The 18,453-nt window shown below is 65.0% G+C and carries 17 protein-coding genes; 15 read left to right on the top strand and 2 right to left on the bottom strand.

Annotated features, from left to right (window positions below; genetic code table 11):
- Positions 1-21: 21 nt before the first annotated feature.
- The 8 genes from argS (at position 22) to prfA (ending at position 11,343) form a co-directional block, all read left to right on the top strand.
- Entirely contained in the window at positions 22-1,698 is a 1,677-nt protein-coding gene (gene argS, locus E3N85_RS04965; protein ID WP_134460142.1) for an arginine--tRNA ligase, read from the top strand.
- 2 nt (positions 1,699-1,700) lie between these two features.
- Positions 1,701-2,462 (top strand): DUF2993 domain-containing protein, encoded by a 762-nt coding sequence (locus E3N85_RS04960; RefSeq protein ID WP_134460139.1) that lies wholly within the window; start codon positions 1,701-1,703, stop codon positions 2,460-2,462.
- Positions 2,463-2,598: 136 nt separating this feature from the next.
- Entirely contained in the window at positions 2,599-4,041 is a 1,443-nt protein-coding gene (lysA, locus tag E3N85_RS04955) for a diaminopimelate decarboxylase (protein ID WP_134460136.1), read from the top strand.
- Positions 4,038-5,375, top strand: coding sequence for a homoserine dehydrogenase (locus tag E3N85_RS04950; RefSeq protein ID WP_241978308.1), 1,338 nt, complete (start codon positions 4,038-4,040; stop codon positions 5,373-5,375). Before lysA ends, E3N85_RS04950 begins: the two co-directional genes overlap by 4 nt.
- A 50-nt stretch (positions 5,376-5,425) precedes the next feature.
- The gene (gene thrC / locus E3N85_RS04945; protein WP_134460754.1) at positions 5,426-6,502 is read left to right on the top strand and encodes a threonine synthase; all 1,077 of its coding nucleotides are present in this window, start codon (positions 5,426-5,428) and stop codon (positions 6,500-6,502) included.
- Positions 6,499-7,446 carry a homoserine kinase gene (gene thrB, locus E3N85_RS04940; protein ID WP_134460133.1) on the top strand — a complete coding sequence of 316 codons (948 nt, stop codon included), beginning with the start codon at positions 6,499-6,501 and terminating at the stop codon, positions 7,444-7,446. The genes thrC and thrB overlap by 4 nt, the downstream gene beginning before the upstream one ends.
- 268 nt (positions 7,447-7,714) lie before the next feature.
- Positions 7,715-10,264 (top strand): transcription termination factor Rho, encoded by a 2,550-nt coding sequence (gene rho, locus E3N85_RS04935; RefSeq protein WP_134460130.1) that lies wholly within the window; start codon positions 7,715-7,717, stop codon positions 10,262-10,264.
- Complete coding sequence (gene prfA / locus E3N85_RS04930) at positions 10,264-11,343, top strand: peptide chain release factor 1 (RefSeq protein WP_134460127.1); 1,080 nt, start codon at positions 10,264-10,266, stop codon at positions 11,341-11,343. The genes rho and prfA overlap by 1 nt, the downstream gene beginning before the upstream one ends.
- Before the next feature lie 44 nt (positions 11,344-11,387).
- On the opposite strand, the gene epsC is transcribed toward prfA, so the two are convergent.
- Together epsC and cysK are read right to left on the bottom strand one after the other, a co-directional pair.
- Positions 11,388-11,975 (bottom strand): serine O-acetyltransferase EpsC, encoded by a 588-nt coding sequence (gene epsC, locus E3N85_RS04925; RefSeq protein WP_134460124.1) that lies wholly within the window; start codon positions 11,973-11,975, stop codon positions 11,388-11,390.
- A 20-nt stretch (positions 11,976-11,995) separates the two neighbouring features.
- Positions 11,996-12,934 carry a cysteine synthase A gene (gene cysK / locus E3N85_RS04920; RefSeq protein ID WP_134460121.1) on the bottom strand — a complete coding sequence of 313 codons (939 nt, stop codon included), beginning with the start codon at positions 12,932-12,934 and terminating at the stop codon, positions 11,996-11,998.
- A gap of 106 nt (positions 12,935-13,040) precedes the next feature.
- Here cysK and prmC point away from each other — a divergent pair, with 106 nt between their 5' ends.
- The 7 genes from prmC to E3N85_RS04885 all read left to right on the top strand — a co-directional run bounded on the left by prmC (position 13,041) and on the right by E3N85_RS04885 (position 18,450).
- Positions 13,041-13,904 (top strand): peptide chain release factor N(5)-glutamine methyltransferase, encoded by an 864-nt coding sequence (gene prmC / locus E3N85_RS04915; RefSeq protein ID WP_134460752.1) that lies wholly within the window; start codon positions 13,041-13,043, stop codon positions 13,902-13,904.
- A 68-nt stretch (positions 13,905-13,972) separates the two neighbouring features.
- Positions 13,973-14,800, top strand: coding sequence for an L-threonylcarbamoyladenylate synthase (locus tag E3N85_RS04910; protein WP_134460118.1), 828 nt, complete (start codon positions 13,973-13,975; stop codon positions 14,798-14,800).
- A 3-nt stretch (positions 14,801-14,803) separates the two neighbouring features.
- A complete protein-coding gene (locus tag E3N85_RS04905) occupies positions 14,804-16,096 on the top strand; it encodes an MraY family glycosyltransferase (protein WP_134460116.1) in 1,293 nt (430 codons plus the stop codon).
- Entirely contained in the window at positions 16,093-16,569 is a 477-nt protein-coding gene (locus E3N85_RS04900; protein WP_134460113.1) for a hypothetical protein, read from the top strand. Before E3N85_RS04905 ends, E3N85_RS04900 begins: the two co-directional genes overlap by 4 nt.
- A gap of 194 nt (positions 16,570-16,763) precedes the next feature.
- Positions 16,764-17,552, top strand: a complete 789-nt coding sequence (gene atpB, locus E3N85_RS04895) for a F0F1 ATP synthase subunit A (RefSeq protein WP_134460110.1) — start codon at positions 16,764-16,766, stop codon at positions 17,550-17,552.
- 53 nt (positions 17,553-17,605) lie between these two features.
- The gene (atpE, locus tag E3N85_RS04890; protein WP_079728361.1) at positions 17,606-17,842 is read left to right on the top strand and encodes an ATP synthase F0 subunit C; all 237 of its coding nucleotides are present in this window, start codon (positions 17,606-17,608) and stop codon (positions 17,840-17,842) included.
- Between the two features lie 29 nt (positions 17,843-17,871).
- Positions 17,872-18,450, top strand: coding sequence for a F0F1 ATP synthase subunit B (locus E3N85_RS04885; protein ID WP_134460108.1), 579 nt, complete (start codon positions 17,872-17,874; stop codon positions 18,448-18,450).
- Positions 18,451-18,453 lie beyond the last annotated feature (3 nt).

Genomic DNA, 18,453 nt, shown 5'->3' with positions numbered 1-18,453 from the left:
ACGGGCCGGTACGATCGAGCAGTGACTCCTGCAGAACTCTCCCAATCCCTTTTCGACCTCATCCAGGGCGTCAGCGAACGCCGACGTCAGGCTGACACGGCAGGGGCAGACCTCGGGCTCACCCTCGCCGATGTCGCCGTCGAACGCCCGCGCAACCGCGACCACGGCGACTGGGCCTCGAGCATCGCGCTGAAGATCGCCAAACCCCTCGGCGCCAACCCGCGTGAAATCGCGGCCGAACTGGCCGCCGGTCTCGAACAGCTGGCAGACGTCGCATCCGTTGAAATCGCCGGGCCCGGCTTCATCAACATTCGCCTCGAGGCGGCGGCGGCGGGCGCACTCGCCAAAACCATCGTCGACCAGGGCACCGTCTACGGCACCGGACACCGGTATGACGGGCTCAAAATCAACCTCGAATTCGTCTCGGCCAACCCCACCGGTCCGATCCACATGGGCGGAGTGCGCTGGGCTGCGGTCGGCGACAGCCTGGCCCGCGTGCTGGCGGCCCAGGGCGCCGCCGTGACCCGGGAGTACTACTTCAACGATCACGGTTCGCAGATCGACCGCTTCGCCCGCAGTGTGCTCGCCAGCTACCTCGACGAGCCCACTCCCGAAGACGGCTACGGCGGAGCGTACATCGGAGAAATAGCCGCCAACGTGCTCGCCAGGTACGACGGCGACGTCGCCGCCCTGCCGCGCGAGGAGCAGCAAGAAGTGTTCCGCTCGATCGGCGTCGACCTCATGTTCACCGAGATCAAAGACAAACTGCACGGCTTCGGCGTGGACTTCGACGTGTACTTTCACGAAGATTCCCTGCACGAATCCGGCGCCGTCAACCGCGCCATCGAACGCTTGCGCGAGCAGGGGCACATCTTCGAAGCGGATGGCGCCATCTGGCTGCGCACGACCACATTCGGTGACGATCGTGATCGGGTGATCATCCGCTCGAATGGCGAACCGGCCTACATCTCCGGTGACCTCGGCTACTACCTCGACAAGCGCGAACGCGGATTCGACCAGTGCCTGATCATGCTCGGTGCCGACCATCACGGCTACGTCGGCCGCATGATGGCAATGGTCTCCGCCTTCGGCGACGAGCCCGGCGTGAACCTGCAGATTCTGATCGGCCAGATGGTCAACCTGCTCAAAGACGGCGAACCGGTGCGCATGTCCAAGCGGAACGGCACCATTGTCACCCTGGACGACCTCGTCGACGCCGTCGGTGTCGACGCTGGCCGCTACGCCCTGGTGCGCTCGAACAGCGACTCGCAGCTCGACATCGACCTCGACCTGCTGGGCAAACGCACCAACGACAACCCCGTCTTCTACGTGCAGTACGCCCACGCCCGCACCTGCTCGGTCGCCCGTAACGCGAGCGCGAGCGGCGTCGACCGTACCGTCTTCGCCCCGGAATTACTCACCCACGACAGCGAATCCGCGCTGCTCGGCGTGCTGCAGGAATTTCCGCGCGTCGTCGCCCAGGCCGCCGAACTGCGCGAGCCCCACCGCGTCGCCCGCTACATCGAAGAGGTCGCCGGCTACTACCACCGCTGGTACGACAACTGCCGGGTCATTCCGCTCGGCGACGAACCGGTCACCGACCTGCACCGCACCCGCCTCTGGCTGAACGACGCGACCGGCCAAGTGATTCGCAACGGCCTGGGCCTCGTCGGCGTTACCGCCCCGGAGCGCATGTAATCATGGCCAGGACCAAACGTCGCGGCCTCGTCCCGCTGATCATCGTTGGTGTACTGGCGATTCTGCTCGTCGTCGCCTATTTTCTTGTCGACAGCGGGGTGCGCGCGTTCGCGCAGGATCGCGCCGAAACTGCGATCAGCAACCGGATGCCCGCTTCCGTGACCGGTGACGTCACCGTCGCCATCGGCGGCACTTCCGTCATCGCACAGTTCATCACCGGCAGTTTCGACCAGATTGAACTCACCGCGCCGAACCTGACGGTCGACGGCGTACCGGCCTCCGTTCATGTCATCGCCCGTGATGTGTCGACCAACACCGCCAAGGCCATCGGCTCGCTCAACGCGACGCTCGACCTCGACCAAGACGCCCTCAACCAGCTCGTGCAGGCCTCCGGTACCGCGCCCGCGGACGCCGTGATGACCCTTGGCGACGGCACGGTGGCGTACACCGGCACGGTGGCGTTGTTCAATTTCAACGTCGGTTACACCGCCACCGCCACGGCCACGGCCACCGGCGATAGCCTCAACTTCACGCCCACCGAGGTCACAGTGACGAGCGGCGTCGGCGACATCGACGCCACCCCCCTCGTCAACCTGATCCTGCAGCAGGCGCCGATTGGGGTCTGCGTTGCGAGCTATCTGCCCGAGGGAGTCGAGCTGAGCGGCGTCGATATTTCGCCCGAGCGGGCACGCGTTACGCTGGAGTCGAGCAGTCTTCGGCTCACCGCGCAGTCGCTGACCACCTTCGGCAGCTGCGCCGGCTGATTAGAACGCCACCATCTGCGGCGATAGAATACGGCCTGGCACGCCCGTTCACCCGGGCTGACCCATTTTCCGGCTTCAGGGACCAACCCGGGTTCGCTCGCTGAGATTCCCCTTCGACTCTCGTGAGGTAACTCCTGTGACACCTGCACCAAATCCGCTGGCGCCCGACTGGTTGCGCCTGCCCACCGACGCCAACGAGCTCGCGCCCGGGCTGTGGCCCGCCTCGGCTTCCCGCAACGGCACCGGCGAGCTCGTGCTCGGCGGCGTGACGGCCACGGCCCTTGCCGCCGAATTCGGCACCCCGCTCTACGTCATCGACGAAGCGGATGCCCGCGCGAGCGCCGCGGAGATGCTCGCCGTGTTCCAGGCCGAGTTCGCCCGCATCGGTACCAGCGCCAAGGTGTACTACGCCGGCAAGGCTTTTCTCTCGACCGAGATGGTGCGCTGGATGATCGCCGCCGGCCTCAACATCGACGTGTGCAGCGGCGGTGAACTGGCCGTGGCGCTCGCCGGCGGTGCCGATCCGGTCCGGCTCGGTTTTCACGGCAATAACAAGTCACTCGCCGAACTGGATCAGGCCACCCGGGTCGGTGTCGGCACGATCGTGATCGACAGCGAGGTTGAAATTGGCCGTGTTGCCGAAGCCGCCGCTCGAAATGGTCGGGTGCAGAACGTGCGCCTGCGCGTGAACAGCGGCGTGCACGCGCACACCCACGATTTTCTGGCCACCTCGCACGAAGACCAGAAATTCGGTATCGTGCTCACCGATGCGCCGAGGCTCGTCGCCCTTATTCGCGCCGAACCGGCGCTCAATTTCGTCGGCCTGCACTGCCACATCGGCTCGCAGATCTTCGGCGCCGACGGATTCGCCGAGTCGGCTGCCCGGCTGCTCGATGTGCACGCCGCCCTGCTCGCCGATGGCCCGATTCCCGAGCTCAACCTCGGCGGCGGCTTCGGCATCGCGTACACGAGCGCCGACGAACCCACCCCGCTTCGCGAACTGGCCGTCGCCCTGGCGGACATCGTCGCCGCCGAGTGCACCCGACTGAACATTCCCGTGCCGGTCGTCGCGTTCGAACCCGGCCGCGTCATCATCGGTCGCGCCGGCGTGAGCCTCTACCGCGTCGGCACGACCAAGGCCGTCGACGTCTCCGGCAACCCGCGGCTCTACATCAGCGTCGACGGCGGAATGAGCGACAACGTGCGCCCGGCCCTCTACGGCGCCGACTATGCCGTGCGCCTGGCCGATCGCAGGTCCAGCAGTGCGCCGGTACTCGTGCGCATCGCCGGCAAACACTGCGAGAGCGGCGACATCGTCGTCGATTCCGACTACCTGCCCGGTGATGTGACTCCCGGCGATCTGCTGGCCGTGCCGGCCACCGGCGCCTACTGCTGGGCGCTGTCCAATAACTACAACTATCAGGGACGCGCGCCGGTCGTCGCCGTACTGAACGGATCAGCGCGCATGCTCGTGCGCGGCGAGACGATTGCCGACCTGCTCGCGCGGGACACCGGGGTTCGGCCGCCCGCCGACGGAGCAACACCCACCGAGGGAACACTCACCGAGGGAACACTGTGAAGATCGAATACCGCAATCTGCGCGTCGCCCTCCTCGGCGGCGGATCCGTCGGCGGCCAGGTAGCGCGCCTGCTGCTCGAACAGGGTCCAGAGCTCGCCAACCGCGTCGGGGCCACCCTCGAACTGGTCGGCATCGCGGTTCGCGATGTGAACGCGGAACGCTCTGTCGACCTGCCGCGCGAACTGTTTACGACCAACGCCGAGGAACTCATCCTCGGTGCCGATATCGTCATCGAACTGATGGGCGGCATCGAGCCGGCCCGCAGCTACATCCTGCTCGCGATCAGTTCCGGAGCGGATGTTGTCACCGCCAACAAGGCGCTGCTCGCCCTCCACGGATCCGAACTGTTCGCGGCCGCGAACCATGTCGGCGCGCAGATCAACTACGAGGCCGCGGTCGCCGGGGCCATTCCCATCGTTCGACCGCTGCGGGAGAGCCTCGCCGGAGACCAGATCAAGCGAATCCTCGGCATCGTCAACGGCACCACCAATTTCATTCTCGACCGGATGGATACCGAAGGGTCCAGTCTCGAAGACGCGCTGGCCGAGGCGACCGCGCTCGGCTACGCGGAGGCCGATCCGACCGCCGACATCGGAGGGTTCGATGCGGCGCAGAAGGCGGCCATTCTGGCGAGTCTGGCGTTTCACACCACGGTGCCGCTCGCATCCGTCTATCGCGAGGGCATCACCGCGGTGACCGCGGCGCAGATTGAATCGGCCCGCAAGGCCGGCTATGTCGTGAAACTGTTGGCCATTTGCGAGCGCGTCACCGACGAGAACGGTGTCGACGGGGTATCGGCGCGGGTCTACCCGGCGATGGTGCCGCGCAGCCACCCGCTCGCCGCGGTCCATGGAGCCAACAATGCCGTCTTCGTCGAGGCGGAATCCGCCGGCAGCCTCATGTTCTACGGTGCCGGAGCCGGGGGAGTGGAGACGGCGTCGGCCGTGCTCGGTGACGTCGTCTCGATCGCCAGGCGCCACGTCGCCGGTGGGCCGGGAGTGGCTGCATCGAGCTATGCCGCCCTGCCCGTCTTCGACATCGGCCGGGTCACCACCCGGTACGCGGTGACCCTCGAGGTCACCGACGAGCCCGGGGTGCTCGCGACCATCGCGAGCGTGTTCGGCCGGCGCAAGGTGTCGTTGGCGCTCGTAGAACAGTCCATAACGCCGGCCGTGATCAAAACGGCGAGTCGTGCAGCCCGCCCGGCCACGGCTACCCTAGTCATCGGGACCCATGACGCAACGGAGGCCGCGCTCGCCGCCACCGTGCAGGACCTGGCCACCAACAGTGTTGTCACCGACGTTGCATCCGTACTGAGAGTTGAAGGAGTCTGATGTTCAGCCCAAGCGAGACCAGTCCCAGCCTGACCAAGCCCGGCGCGATTATCAGCCGCCAGTGGCGCGGGGTATTGAACGAATACTCCGACCGACTGAACATCTCGGCCGCGACCCCGATCATCACCCTGGGTGAGGGCGGCACACCGCTCATTCCGGCCGCCGCGCTCTCCGCCCGCACCGGTGCCAAGGTCTGGATCAAGTTCGAGGGCATGAACCCGACCGGGTCGTTCAAAGACCGCGGCATGACCATGGCCATTTCCAAGGCCATGGAAGACGGCGCGAAAGCCGTCATCTGCGCCTCGACCGGCAACACGAGCGCCTCCGCCGCTGCCTATGCCGCCCACGCTGGCATCACCGCCGCCGTGCTCGTGCCTGAGGGCAAGATCGCCATGGGCAAGCTCAGCCAAGCCGTCGCCCACAACGCGCAGCTGCTGCAGGTGCAAGGCAACTTCGACGACTGCCTCGACATCGCCCGCGACCTCGCCACCAACTATCCGGTGCACCTGGTCAACTCGGTCAACCCCGACCGCATCGAGGGGCAGAAGACCGCCGCCTTCGAGGTCGTCGAGGCACTCGGCGACGCCCCCGACTTTCAATTCGTTCCGGTCGGCAACGCCGGCAACTACACCGCGTATTTTCGCGGCTACAGCGAAGAGGTCGCGCGCGGCGCCACGACGAAGCTGCCGCGCATGTTCGGCTTCCAGGCCTCCGGCAGCGCCCCGATCGTGCTCGGCCACCGCGTCGACCAGCCCGAAACCATTGCGAGCGCCATCCGCATCGGCAACCCGGCGTCGTGGGACCTTGCGCTGAACGCGCGGGAGCAGAGCGACGGCTACTTCGGCGCCATCACCGATGCGAAAATTCTCGAAGCCCACCGCATCCTCTCGGCCGAGGTCGGGATCTTCGTGGAACCGGCATCCGCGATCGGTGTGGCTGGTCTACTCGAGCGTGCCGAAGCCGGGTTCATTCCTCAGGGATCGACCGTGGTTATCACGGTCACCGGTCACGGATTGAAGGACCCGCAGTGGGCGCTGCGTACCGCCGACGGCTCCGACGTTTTCCCCACCATCGTTCCGGTGGACACCGCCGAAATCGCGAGCGTGCTCGGCCTGGCCAAGGCATGACCAGCCCCGTTTCACTACTCGGCCGCGCGGTCTCGGTGCAGGTACCGGCCACGACGGCCAACCTCGGCCCCGGCTTTGACACCCTCGGCTTGGCGCTCGCCAAATACGACCAGCTCGAGGTGACCGTGCGCGCCGAACCCGGTGTGTTCGTCGAGGTGCACGGTGTCGGTGCCGGCCTGGTACCGACCGACGAGAGCAACCTCGTCGTGCGGGCCATCATCCACACCTTCATGGCCGTCGGCCAGCCCATGCCCGGACTCGATATCGTGGCGCACAACGTCATTCCGCACGGGCGCGGCCTCGGCTCCTCCGGCGCGGCCATCGTGTCGGGCATCATGGCCGCGAAGGGACTGCTCGAGGGCATCGTCGACATCGATGCCGAAATGTTGCTCGTGCTCGCCACCGAGATGGAAGGACACCCCGACAACGTCGCTCCGGCGCTGTTTGGCGGATTGACCATTGCCTGGACCACCCCGGAGGGCCCACGTCACAAGAAGCTCATGGTGCATCGTGGCGTCAAGCCGCTCGTGTTCGTGCCAGAGCAAGAAATGTCAACCGCGCTCGCACGCAGCCTGCAACCGGCCTCGGTGCCGCACGAGGATGCCGTCTTCAACCTGTCGCGTTCCGCATTGCTGATCGCTGCCCTCATACAGAGCCCGGAGCTGCTGCTCGCCGCGACCGAGGACAAGCTGCACCAGAGCTACCGCGCCGCCGCCATGCCGGAGACGAACAAGCTCATTATTCTGCTGCGCGCCGCCGGCTTCGCGGCCGTCGTGTCCGGTGCCGGGCCATCCATTCTCGTGCTCGCTAGCGACCCTGGCCAGCGCCTGGTGGCGGCCGAACTCGTCGCGAGTCAATCAGATACCCCGTGGCGCGCCCTGATGCTCGCCGTTGACGTGCAGGGTGCCACCGTGCATCCGCTCACCCAGGAGAGCGCTGCGTAGCGAGCGTTCCGACGGACCGGCGCGCCGCGCGCGCGTCGGTCCGGCTGGCGGTGGAGTGCTATGGTTGAAGCGCACCCGATAGAAACCGCCCATGGCGACATCTTCTCCGGTGCATTCCCTCCCTCACTGCTATTGCGATTTCGTGCGTAGCTGTGTGTCTTTACACCAATCCCCTCCACTTGTCGGATTGGATCACCCGCAGCGCATTCGTCGCTGCATACATCTCCTGGCCTGAATTTTTGTTCGGCAGGGGAAAGGAACCCCCTTCGTGACTGATGTCAACCTCCGCGCCACTGGCTCGGATCTTCCCCGCCTGAGTACTCTTCGCGTGTCCGAGCTTCAGGCTCTGGCCCTTGAACTGGGAATCTCCGGCGCTTCCAAACTTCGTAAAGGAGAACTCGTGGCCGCAATTACCACGGCTCAGACAGGTGCCAGCGGCGCTGCTTCCGTCGAAGCTACGCACGCAGTTGATACTGCGCCGGTTGATACTGCCCCGGTTGATACTGCGCCGGTTGATACTGCCCCGGTCGCTGCTGCCCCGGTTGCCGTCGTACCCGAGAGCGCACCGATCGAGAGCCTCGCCGAGGCTCTCGAAACCGCCCCGCGCAAGCGAGCACCGCGTCGTGCCAGTACCAGCACGGCCGCTCCCGCCAAGTCCCACGTCAATGCCGACGCCAGTACCGGATTTGGCATCATTCTGCCTGACGCTCCCGCCGCCGGGTCCCGCATCGCCCGCAACGCCCGTGGCGCGGCGGTTTCCAATGCGGTGACTTCCAGCACTGATCCTGCAACGGCGGATGCTGCGGCATCCGCTTCAGAAAACGCCTCCACCGACGTCGCACCAATTATCGACAAGCCGGTTCGCCAAACGCGTAAGCGCGTGCAAGTGGCGACCACGCACATTGACGACGTTGCCGCCGTGGTCTCCGACTCCGCTGATGCGCCCGTCGAAACACCCGTCGAGGCACCTGCTGAGGCACCCGCCGAGAACGCACCGGCCGCCCGCCGCCCGTCCCGTCGTGCCTCATCGCAGCGCCCTTCCGCTGAAACGCCCGCCGAGTCGCCCGCCGTGTCTGATGATGACGTGGCCGCCGATCTTGAAGTCGTTGACGCTTCGGAGACCCTGACTGACGCACCCGCCGAATCGACGGAGGACTCGACCGACTCCGGCGTACCCCGCCAGGGCCGCAGCCGTAGCCGCAGCCGTGGTGCTGAGCGGGCGCAGGGCGCTGACCGCAGCCAGGGCGATCAGGCTCCGGCCACCGATCGCCAGAACAACCAGAACAACCAGAACAGTCAGAACAACCAGAACGACCGCAACCAGAACGGCACCAACGATGAGGGAATGACGCGGGCGCAAAGCCAGCGTCAGGCTCGCAACGAGCGAAACCAGGAACGCAACCAGGAGCGTGCACAGGCGCAGGCCGAGCGCAACCAGGGCCAGGGCGACCGCAACCAGGATCGCAATCAGGGCCAGAACGATCGCGGCCAGGATCGCAATCAGGGCCAGGACCGCAACCAGGGTCCCGACCGCAACCAGGGTCCCGACCGCAACCAGCTCGACGACGATCTGAACGGCCGCGGCAACCGCAACCGGTATCGTGACCGCAAGCGTCGCGGCCCGAACCAGGGTGACGACTTCGAACCCGAGGTCAACGACGACGACGTTCTCATTCCCGTTGCCGGCATCCTCGACGTGCTCGACAACTACGCGTTCGTGCGCACCTCCGGCTACCTGCCCGGCGCGAGCGACGTCTACGTGTCACTCGGCCAAGTCAAGAAGTACAACCTGCGCAAGGGTGACGCCGTCGTCGGATCCATCCGCCAGCCGCACGAGGGCGACCAGTCCGGCCGCCAGAAGTACAACGCCATCGTCAAGGTCGACTCGATCAACGGCCAGACCGTTGAGGCGGCCCAGGCCCGCGTCGACTTCCACAAGCTCACCCCGCTATACCCGACGGAACGCCTGCGCCTCGAGACCGAGCCGGGCAAACTCACCCAGCGCATCATCGACCTCGTCGCCCCGATCGGCAAGGGCCAGCGCGGCCTGATCGTCGCGCCGCCCAAGGCCGGCAAGACCATCGTCATGCAGCAGATCGCCAACGCCATCGCCACCAACAACCCCGAGGTGCACCTCATGGTCGTTCTGGTCGATGAGCGCCCCGAAGAGGTCACCGACATGCAGCGCACGGTGAAGGGTGAGGTCATCGCCTCCACCTTCGATCGCCCCGCCGAAGACCACACCACGGTCGCCGAACTCGCCATCGAGCGCGCCAAGCGTCTGGTCGAACTGGGTCACGATGTCGTCGTGCTGCTCGACTCGATCACCCGCCTCGGCCGCGCCTACAACCTGGTGGCGCCAGCCTCCGGTCGTATCCTCTCCGGCGGCGTCGACGCATCCGCTCTGTATCCGCCGAAGCGCTTCTTCGGCGCGGCGCGCAACATCGAGAACGGTGGCTCACTCACCATCCTCGCCTCCGCGCTCGTCGAGACCGGTTCAAAAATGGACGAAGTCATCTTCGAGGAGTTCAAGGGCACCGGCAACATGGAACTTCGCCTGTCGCGCCAGCTGGCTGACAAGCGAATCTTCCCCGCCGTCGACGTGAACGCATCGGGCACCCGCCGCGAAGAAATGCTGATGAGCGCCGATGAAGTCAAGGTCACCTGGAAGCTGCGCCGCGCCCTCGCCGGGCTCGAACAGCAGCAGGCACTCGAACTCATCCTCGGCCGTCTCAAGGAGACCTCGTCGAACGTTGAATTCCTCATGCAGGTTCAGAAGTCGATGCCGACCCTGAACGGGTCAGACAAGGACAAGTAATGTTCGAATCCGTCCTCACGCTGCTGGCCGAGCACGACGACCTGCAGTCGCAGTTGGCGGATCCGGAGCTGCACGCCAATCCGGTCCGTTCGAAGAAGGTCAACCGGCGCTACGCCGAGCTGAGCCGCATCATCGCGGCGTACCACGAGTGGAAAGAGGTTGACGACAACCTCGAGGCCGCTCGTGAGCTCGCCGACGAGGATGCTGCCTTCGCCGAGGAGATTCCAGGCCTCGTGGAACAGCTTGAGGTGTCGGCTGAAAAGCTGCGACGACTGCTGATTCCGCGTGACGAACTCGACGCCCGCGACGTGATCATGGAGATCAAGATGGGGGAGGGCGGTGCCGAATCGGCGCTGTTCGCCGCCGATCTGCTGCGCATGTACCTGCACTACGCCGAGTCGAAGCGCTGGAAAACCGAGATCATCGAGCAGACCTCGAGTGATCTCGGCGGCATCAAAGATATTCAGCTCGCGATCAAGGGCAATTCGAGCGATCCGGCCGAGGGCGTGTGGGCGCACCTGAAGTATGAGGGCGGCGTGCATCGCGTCCAGCGCGTGCCGGCCACCGAGTCGCAGGGACGCATTCACACCTCGGCCGCCGGCGTTCTGGTCTTCCCCGAGGTTGATGAGCCCGAAGAGGTCGAACTGCACCCGAACGACCTCAAGATCGACGTATACCGCTCGAGCGGCCCGGGCGGCCAGTCGGTCAATACCACCGACTCCGCCGTACGCATCACCCACCTTCCCACCGGGATCGTGGTCGCGATGCAGAACGAGAAGTCGCAGCTGCAGAACAAGGAAGCCGGCATGCGCGTATTGCGGGCCCGCGTCCTGGCCCGGCAGCAGGAAGAGATCGATGCGGCAGCGAGTCTCGTGCGCAAGGGTCAGATTCGTACGATGGATCGCTCAGAGCGCATTCGCACGTACAACTTTCCGGAGAACCGCATCGCCGATCACCGCACCGGTTACAAGGCCTACAACCTGGATGCCGTCATGAATGGTGCCCTCGGCCCCGTCATCGACTCCTGCATCCATGCCGACGAGGAAACCCGCCTGGCCGAGCTCGGCGACCCCGAGTAGCCTCGCGCCGGTGGGGCGGCAGCGGCAGACCCGTTCGCGACGGGTTAGAGGTAGTATTCCGGTTCGAGGGTGCCTCCGCGGGCAGACTCGGCCGTTTCCGGGGTTTGTGGCCGTATCGTTGCGGGCACGCCCACGAGCAGCGACCGCGGCGGGGCGGTCTTGGTCACGACGGCGTTCGAGCCGACGGTGCTCCAGGCGCCGATGGTGATCGGACCGAGCACCTTGGCGCCGGAGCCGACGGTGACGCCGTCTTCCAGATGCGGATGCCGTCGCACCCCACGAGCATGCCCGTGTCGGCTCTTGCCGCCCAGCGTTACGGCGTGGTACAGCATGACATCGTCACCGAGCACTGCCGTTTCACCGATCACGACGCCCATGCCGTGATCGATGAACAAGCGCCGTCCGATGGTTGCCCCCGGATGAATCTCAATCCCGGTCAGGAATCGCGCCAGTTGCGACACCAGGCGGGCCGGCAGCTGCAGCCCGGCCCGCCAGAGGCGGTTAGCGATCCGGTACGACCACACCGCGTGCAGCCCACTGTAGGCAAGAAACACCTCGGTGTTGCTGCGCGCGGCGGGATCGTGGGTGCGCGCCGCCGCGACATCTTCCCGGATACGGGCAAAAGGATTCATAGCGGGCAGTCGAATTTCGCTTAGTCCAGCAGGTCTTCGTAGAGCACGGTCGAGATGTAGCGCTCACCGAACCCGGGAATGATGACGACGATCGTCTTGCCCTCGTTCTCGGGCAGCTTGGCCTGCTCGAGCGCTGCCCAGACGGCGGCGCCGCCGGAGATTCCGCCGAGGATGCCCTCGTCCGTGCCAAGTGCGCGGGCCGTGGAGAGCGAGTCGGCCAGGGTCACGTCGGTGATCGAATCGTAGATACCGCGGTTGAGGGTTTCCGGCACGAAGTTGGCGCCGAGGCCCTGAATCTTATGCGGGCCAGGCTTGCCGCCCGTGAGAATGGGAGAGTCGATCGGCTCGACACCGACGACCTTGAGACCCGGCTTCCGCTCCTTGAGGTAGCCGCCAGTGCCCGAGAGGGTCCCGCCGGTACCGATGCCCGCGACGAGAATGTCGACCGTGCCCTCGGTGTCGTCCCAGATCTCGACCCCGGTGGTCGCTCGGTGAATGGCCGGGTTGGCCGGGTTCGTGAACTGGCTGGCCAGTACGGCACCCGGCGTGTTGGCGACGATCTCGGCGGCCTTCTCGACCGCTCCGCGCATGCCATCGGCACCGGAGGTCAGTACGATCTCGGCGCCGTACGCCCGCATCATGACGCGGCGTTCCTTGCTCATTGTTTCGGGCATGGCCAGAATGACCGCATAACCGCGGGCGGCGCCGACCATGGCGAGGGCGATGCCCGTGTTGCCACTGGTCGCTTCGACGATGGTTCCGCCGGGCTGGAGTGAACCGTCCTGCTCAGCCGCGTTGATGATCGCCACGCCAATGCGGTCCTTCACACTGCTGGAAGGGTTGTAAAATTCAAGCTTCGCTAGCACAGTCGCGCCGAGGCCGGCGGTCAAACGATTGAGTTTGACGAGCGGGGTTCCACCAACAGCTTTGGTGATGTCGGCATAGATCTTCTGGGACACGAGGGCAACTTTCGTTCGGTGGAAAAGGCCGTCTCCAGCCTAGGTCTTCGGGCCCGCAACGAATTGGTGCGTTACATTTCACTACGTGCCATCTTCAGATTCTGCCCTGCCCCCGACCCTGACTTCCGTGCGAAACCGAGCGATCGGCCTGCTCACCGCGGCCGGCATCACCGATCCCGAGGTCGACGCCGACCTGCTGATCGGCCACGTGCTCGGCCAAAGCCGCGGTGAGGTGCAGGCCGGCAGCATTTTGGATCGACCGATCAGTCAAGAGGATGCCGCCGTCATCGACACCCTGCTGGCCCGCCGCAGCACGCGCGAACCACTGCAGCACATCACCGGCCGGGCCCCGTTCCGGTCCCTGTCCTTGAACGTGGGGCCGGGGGTGTTCGTGCCGCGCCCCGAAACGGAGCAGGTCGCCCAATTCGCCATCGACGCGCTGCGTTCCATGCCTGATCCGGAGCCGATCGGCGTCGACCTCGGCACTGGAAGCGGCGCGATCGCCCTGGCCCTGGCCACCGAGGTGCCGCACTCCCGCATTTTCGCGATCGAAAACTCGCCGGAAGCCTTCCCCTGGACCACCCGCAACTTCGACGAGGTCGCCGCCGGCAACGCCACTCTCGCATTCGGTGACCTCGCCGACGCGTTCGCTCTGCTCGACGGCACGGTCGCCGTCGTCATCTCGAATCCGCCCTATATTCCTGCGGATGCGATTCCCCGCGATCCCGAAGTACGCCTGTTCGATCCCGCCCACGCACTGTTCGGCGGCGCCGATGGCCTCGACGTGGTGCGCAGCGTGTCGACAACCGGCCTGCGATTGCTGCGGGCCGGCGGTGTACTCGTCATCGAGCACGGCGAACTGCAGGGAGCGGACATCCGCGCGCTGCTCAGCGCCGACGGTTGGCGCGTACCGGCGACGCACCGCGATTACACCAGCCGTGACCGAGCCACCACGGCGGTGCACCCCTAGACCGCACCGTGCCCTGAACTGGGCGCGCATCCGCTCTTTACAGCCGCGCTGGGCTAGAATTGCCGGAAATGACACGTATCTACGATTGCACGAGCGACTCAGACACGAGCGAGTCAGACACGAGCCCCTCGAACTACCGCGCGCACATCGCACTGGCGCGCACAGCGATCGGCCGCGGCGCGCTCGTCGTCGTCCCCACCGACACGGTCTACGGTGTGGCCGCTGACGCATTCAACGCCGAGGCAGTACAGCTGCTTCTCGACGCGAAGGGCCGCGGACGCCAATCGCCTCCGCCCGTCCTCATTCCCGGCATCCCCACCCTCGACGCCCTGGCCGTTGACGTGCCCCAGCCGGTGCGCGACCTGGTCGCGGCGTTCTGGCCCGGCGGATTGACGGTCATCGTGAACGCCCAGCCCTCGCTGGTCTGGGATCTCGGTGAAACCCGCGGCACCGTTGCGCTGCGCATGCCGAGCAACCAGATCACGCTCGATCTGCTCGCCGAAACCGGCCCGCTCGCCGTCTCGAGCGCCAACCTCAGCGGGATGCCCGCAACCCGTGACGCCCAGGCCGCCGAAGCGGCATTCGGCGAGAACGTCGACGTCTACCTCGACGGCGGCACCGCCGGCACAACGTATGACAGCGTGTTCGGCCAGACCGGCGACGGTTCCTCGACGATCGTGGACGCGAGCGGCTTCGAGACGAACGGCGGTTTCCTCTACATCGTGCGTAGCGGCGTCATCTCCCGCGACGCGATCGAGGCTGTCGTGGGCGACCTGCTCGCCGCCGAGCCCGCTGTGCCCGGAACACCAGCAGAACCGGTTCCAGCGGATGCGGCACCTACGGTCCTTGCCCCCTCCCAGGACGCAGCTCAGGACGAATCGGATGCCAGCCGGTAGCACATGACTCTTTTTTTCCTGCTCGCGCTCGTTTCCGCGATCGTCACGTTCGTGCTCTCGATCGTGGTCTACAAACTCAGCCACAAGTACCGGCTGTACCCGAAAATTCGCGAACGTGACGTGCACACCCGGCCCACGCCGCGCCTCGGCGGCATCGCCATGTTCCTCGGCATCCTGGTTGCCTTCGGTATCGCCTACATTGTGGCGGGCGCCTTCGCACCGCTCCGGCTGGTGTTCGCCGATCCGCACCAGATTCTCGCCATTCTCGGCGCGGCCCTGCTCATCGTGCTCGTCGGCGTCGCCGACGACATCTGGGACCTCGACTGGATGACCAAACTAGCCGGCCAGTTCATCGCCGCCGGGCTTGTCGCCTGGCAGGGCGTACAGATCTACTCCCTGCCGATCGGCGGACTGACGGTCGGCAGTGGCTGGATGTCGATAGTGTTCACGGTCGTCGCCATCGTGGTGGTCATGAACATGATCAACTTCATCGACGGCCTCGACGGCCTCGTCACCGGCGTGGCCCTGATTGCCAACGGTGTGTTCTTTCTCTACAGCTATTTGCTCGTGCGTGACACCTCGCCGACCAACTACTTCAACCTCGCCTCCCTCATCGCCGCCATCCTGGTCGGTGCCTGTGTGGGGTTCCTCCCGTTGAACTGGCACCCGGCCAAGATGTTCATGGGCGATGCCGGCGCGCTCCTCGTCGGCCTGCTCATGGCCACAAGCGCCATCGCCATCACCGGCCAGATCGACCCGACCGCCATCAACCGCTCGCAGCTCTTCCCGGCGTTCATCCCCATCCTGCTGCCGGTGGCGATCATGATCATTCCGCTGCTCGACTTCGGGCTGGCTGTGTTCCGGCGGGTGAGGGCCGGCAAATCGCCTTTCAGCGCCGACCGAAAACACCTGCACCACCGGCTGCTCGATATGGGACACTCCCACCTGCACGCCGTATTGATCTTCTACGGGTGGACAGCCGCAGCATCCATTGGATGCCTGCTCTACTACATCCTGCCGGTCTATTTCGCCCTGCCGACCTGGTATGCGACCATCTTCCTGGTGACCTCGCTGCTCATCTGCACCGTCGTCACGCTCGCACCGCTCGGCCGCCGCAAGACCGGTGAGTGGATCAGCCAGTCGGCTCCGGTGCAGGGAGCCCTGCTCGATCAGCTCGACCCACTCGACGAAGCCGCCCAGGCTCACGACCAGACCATCCCCGCAACTGCAACAGCAGAACCACACACGACACGAGCGACCGCCTCCGCGGCGGCGCCTGCCGAGGAGAACGTATGACCAGCGCCACCCCACCCGCCTCCACTCAGCCCACCTCGATCCCCGTGCTGCGTCGCATCCTGATCTACGGGGCCTGGGTCGCCATCGCCATCGCCGTGGTCGGTTCCGTCATCGGCTACCTCATCGACGGCGGCACCGGTGTGCTCAGCGCCCTGATCGGAACGGTCATGTCGGTGGCCTTCATGGGCATCACGGCCGGCAGTATTCTGCTGGCCAATCGGGTGGCCGGAAACGAATCCGCCATCGGCGGCTTCTTCGGCATCATCATGGGCGGTTGGTTGCTCAAATTCGTCGTGTTCCTGGTGCTGCTCGTGGTGCTGCAGGATCGGGAGTGGATTCAACCGATGGTGCTCTTCTTCTGCATCGTCGCCGGCGTCGTGGGTTCCCTCGTCGTGGACGCTGTGGTGGTTATGACGAGCCGGATGCCGTACGTCAGCGACGTCAGACTGCCCCCCGCCCCGGTCGACGAGTAACCCTTCGACCCGTTCGCCCACGGATCCTGCTCTCGATTCGGCTCCGCGCGTGATCTTTGCTAGAGTAAACACCGATCCCACCCCGGTTTGCACCTGCTATTCAGCGTCGTAAACCTGCCCCATTCGTCGTTGCGCGAGCAGAGCTCACCGCCCCGAAACAGGAGAAAGCGCTGCTAGAAATCGCCGTAAACCTGATGGTCCCGTCTGCCACCGGCGACGGTGAATTTCACGGTCCCTCCATCAATGAGTTCTTCCCCGACGTAATATTTTTTGCTGATACTCCGTTCGAGATCAACCGCATCATTCTGATTCGCTTCCTCGCGATCGCCGTTCTGATGCTGGTCTTCTGGCTCGGCACTCGCCGCATGAAGATCATTCCCACCCGCGGCCAGAGCCTGGCCGAAATGGGACTCGATTTCGTGCGCGTCAACATCGCCGAAGACCTGCTCGGCAAGAAAGACGGCAAGCGTTTCCTGCCGCTGCTGACGACCATCTTCTTCATGGTGTTGTTCATGAACATCACCGGAATCATTCCGTTCCTCAACATTGCCGGCACGTCGGTGATCGGGGTTCCGCTGCTTCTCGGTGTCATCTCCTACGGCACGTTCATTTACGCCGGTGTCAAGAAGAGTCCGGCGAAGTTCTTCCGCAACTCGCTCTTCCCGCCCGGAGTGCCGCCAGCCCTGTACATCATCGTGACGCCGATCGAATTCATCTCGACGTTCCTGGTGCGACCGGTCACGCTGACGCTCCGACTGATGATGAACATGATCGTCGGGCACCTCCTGCTCGTGCTGTTCTTCAGCGCCACCCAGTTCTTCTTCTTCACTGCGGATGGCGGGTTCAAGCTCTTCGGCGCTGGCACCCTCGTCTTCGGCTTCGCCTTCACGCTCTTCGAAGTGCTGATTGCCGTCCTCCAGGCTTACATTTTTGCCCTACTCACCGCCGTCTACATCCAGCTCGCGCTGGCTGAGGAACACTAGACACTTTAGGAATCCGGCACTCGCCGAATTCACCATCACGGAAGGAAACATACGTGGACGCAACAACCGTTCTCGCGGAAATCAACGGAAACATCGCGACCGTCGGTTATGGCCTCGCAGCCATCGGCCCGGCAATCGGTGTAGGTATCGTCGTTGGCAAGACCATCGAAGGTGTCGCACGCCAGCCTGAGCTGGCCGGTCGCCTGCAGGTGCTGATGTACATCGGTATCGCCTTCACCGAGGCGCTCGCCTTCATCGGCATCGCCACCTACTTCATCTTCACGAACTAGTCCTCTTCACTACTTAGTTAGGAGGCATGATGCTTCACGCAGTAATTGCAGCCGCAACTGAAGAAGCGGCTAAAAACCCGCTCATTCCGGAGTGGTACGACATCATCTGGTCGGCGGTCTGCTTTGTCGTGATTTTGTTCTTCTTCTGGAAGCTTGTGCTGCCCAGAATGCAGAAGCTTCTTGACGACCGTGCAGAAGCCATCGAGGGCAACATCGCCAAGGCCGACGACGCCCAGCGCAAGGCCGAAGCTGCACTCGTGCAGTACACGGCCCAGCTTGCTGACGCCCGCGCCGAAGCCGGCGCGATTCGCGACCAGGCCCGCACCGACGGCCAGCGCATCGTCGCTGAGCACAAGGAGCAGGCTGCGGCCGAAGCCGGTCGCATCGCGGCCAGCGCCAAGACGCAGATTGAAGCCGAACGTCAGGCAGCCGTCGTATCGCTTCGCAGCGAGGTTGGCACCCTTGCCATCGACCTCGCCTCGGGTGTGATCGGTGAAAGCCTGTCCAACGACGCGAAGGCCAGTGCCATCGTCGATCGTTTCCTGGCCGAACTCGAAGCCAGCGAAGTACCAGCTCACGCAGCAGCTCCAGCAGCAGGAAAGATCTAGCAA

Origin of the sequence: Cryobacterium sp. Hz9, assembly GCF_004402825.1 — a bacterium.
Lineage (GTDB): Bacteria > Actinomycetota > Actinomycetes > Actinomycetales > Microbacteriaceae > Cryobacterium > Cryobacterium gelidum.
This window is presented reverse-complemented; position numbering and strand designations above follow the sequence as displayed.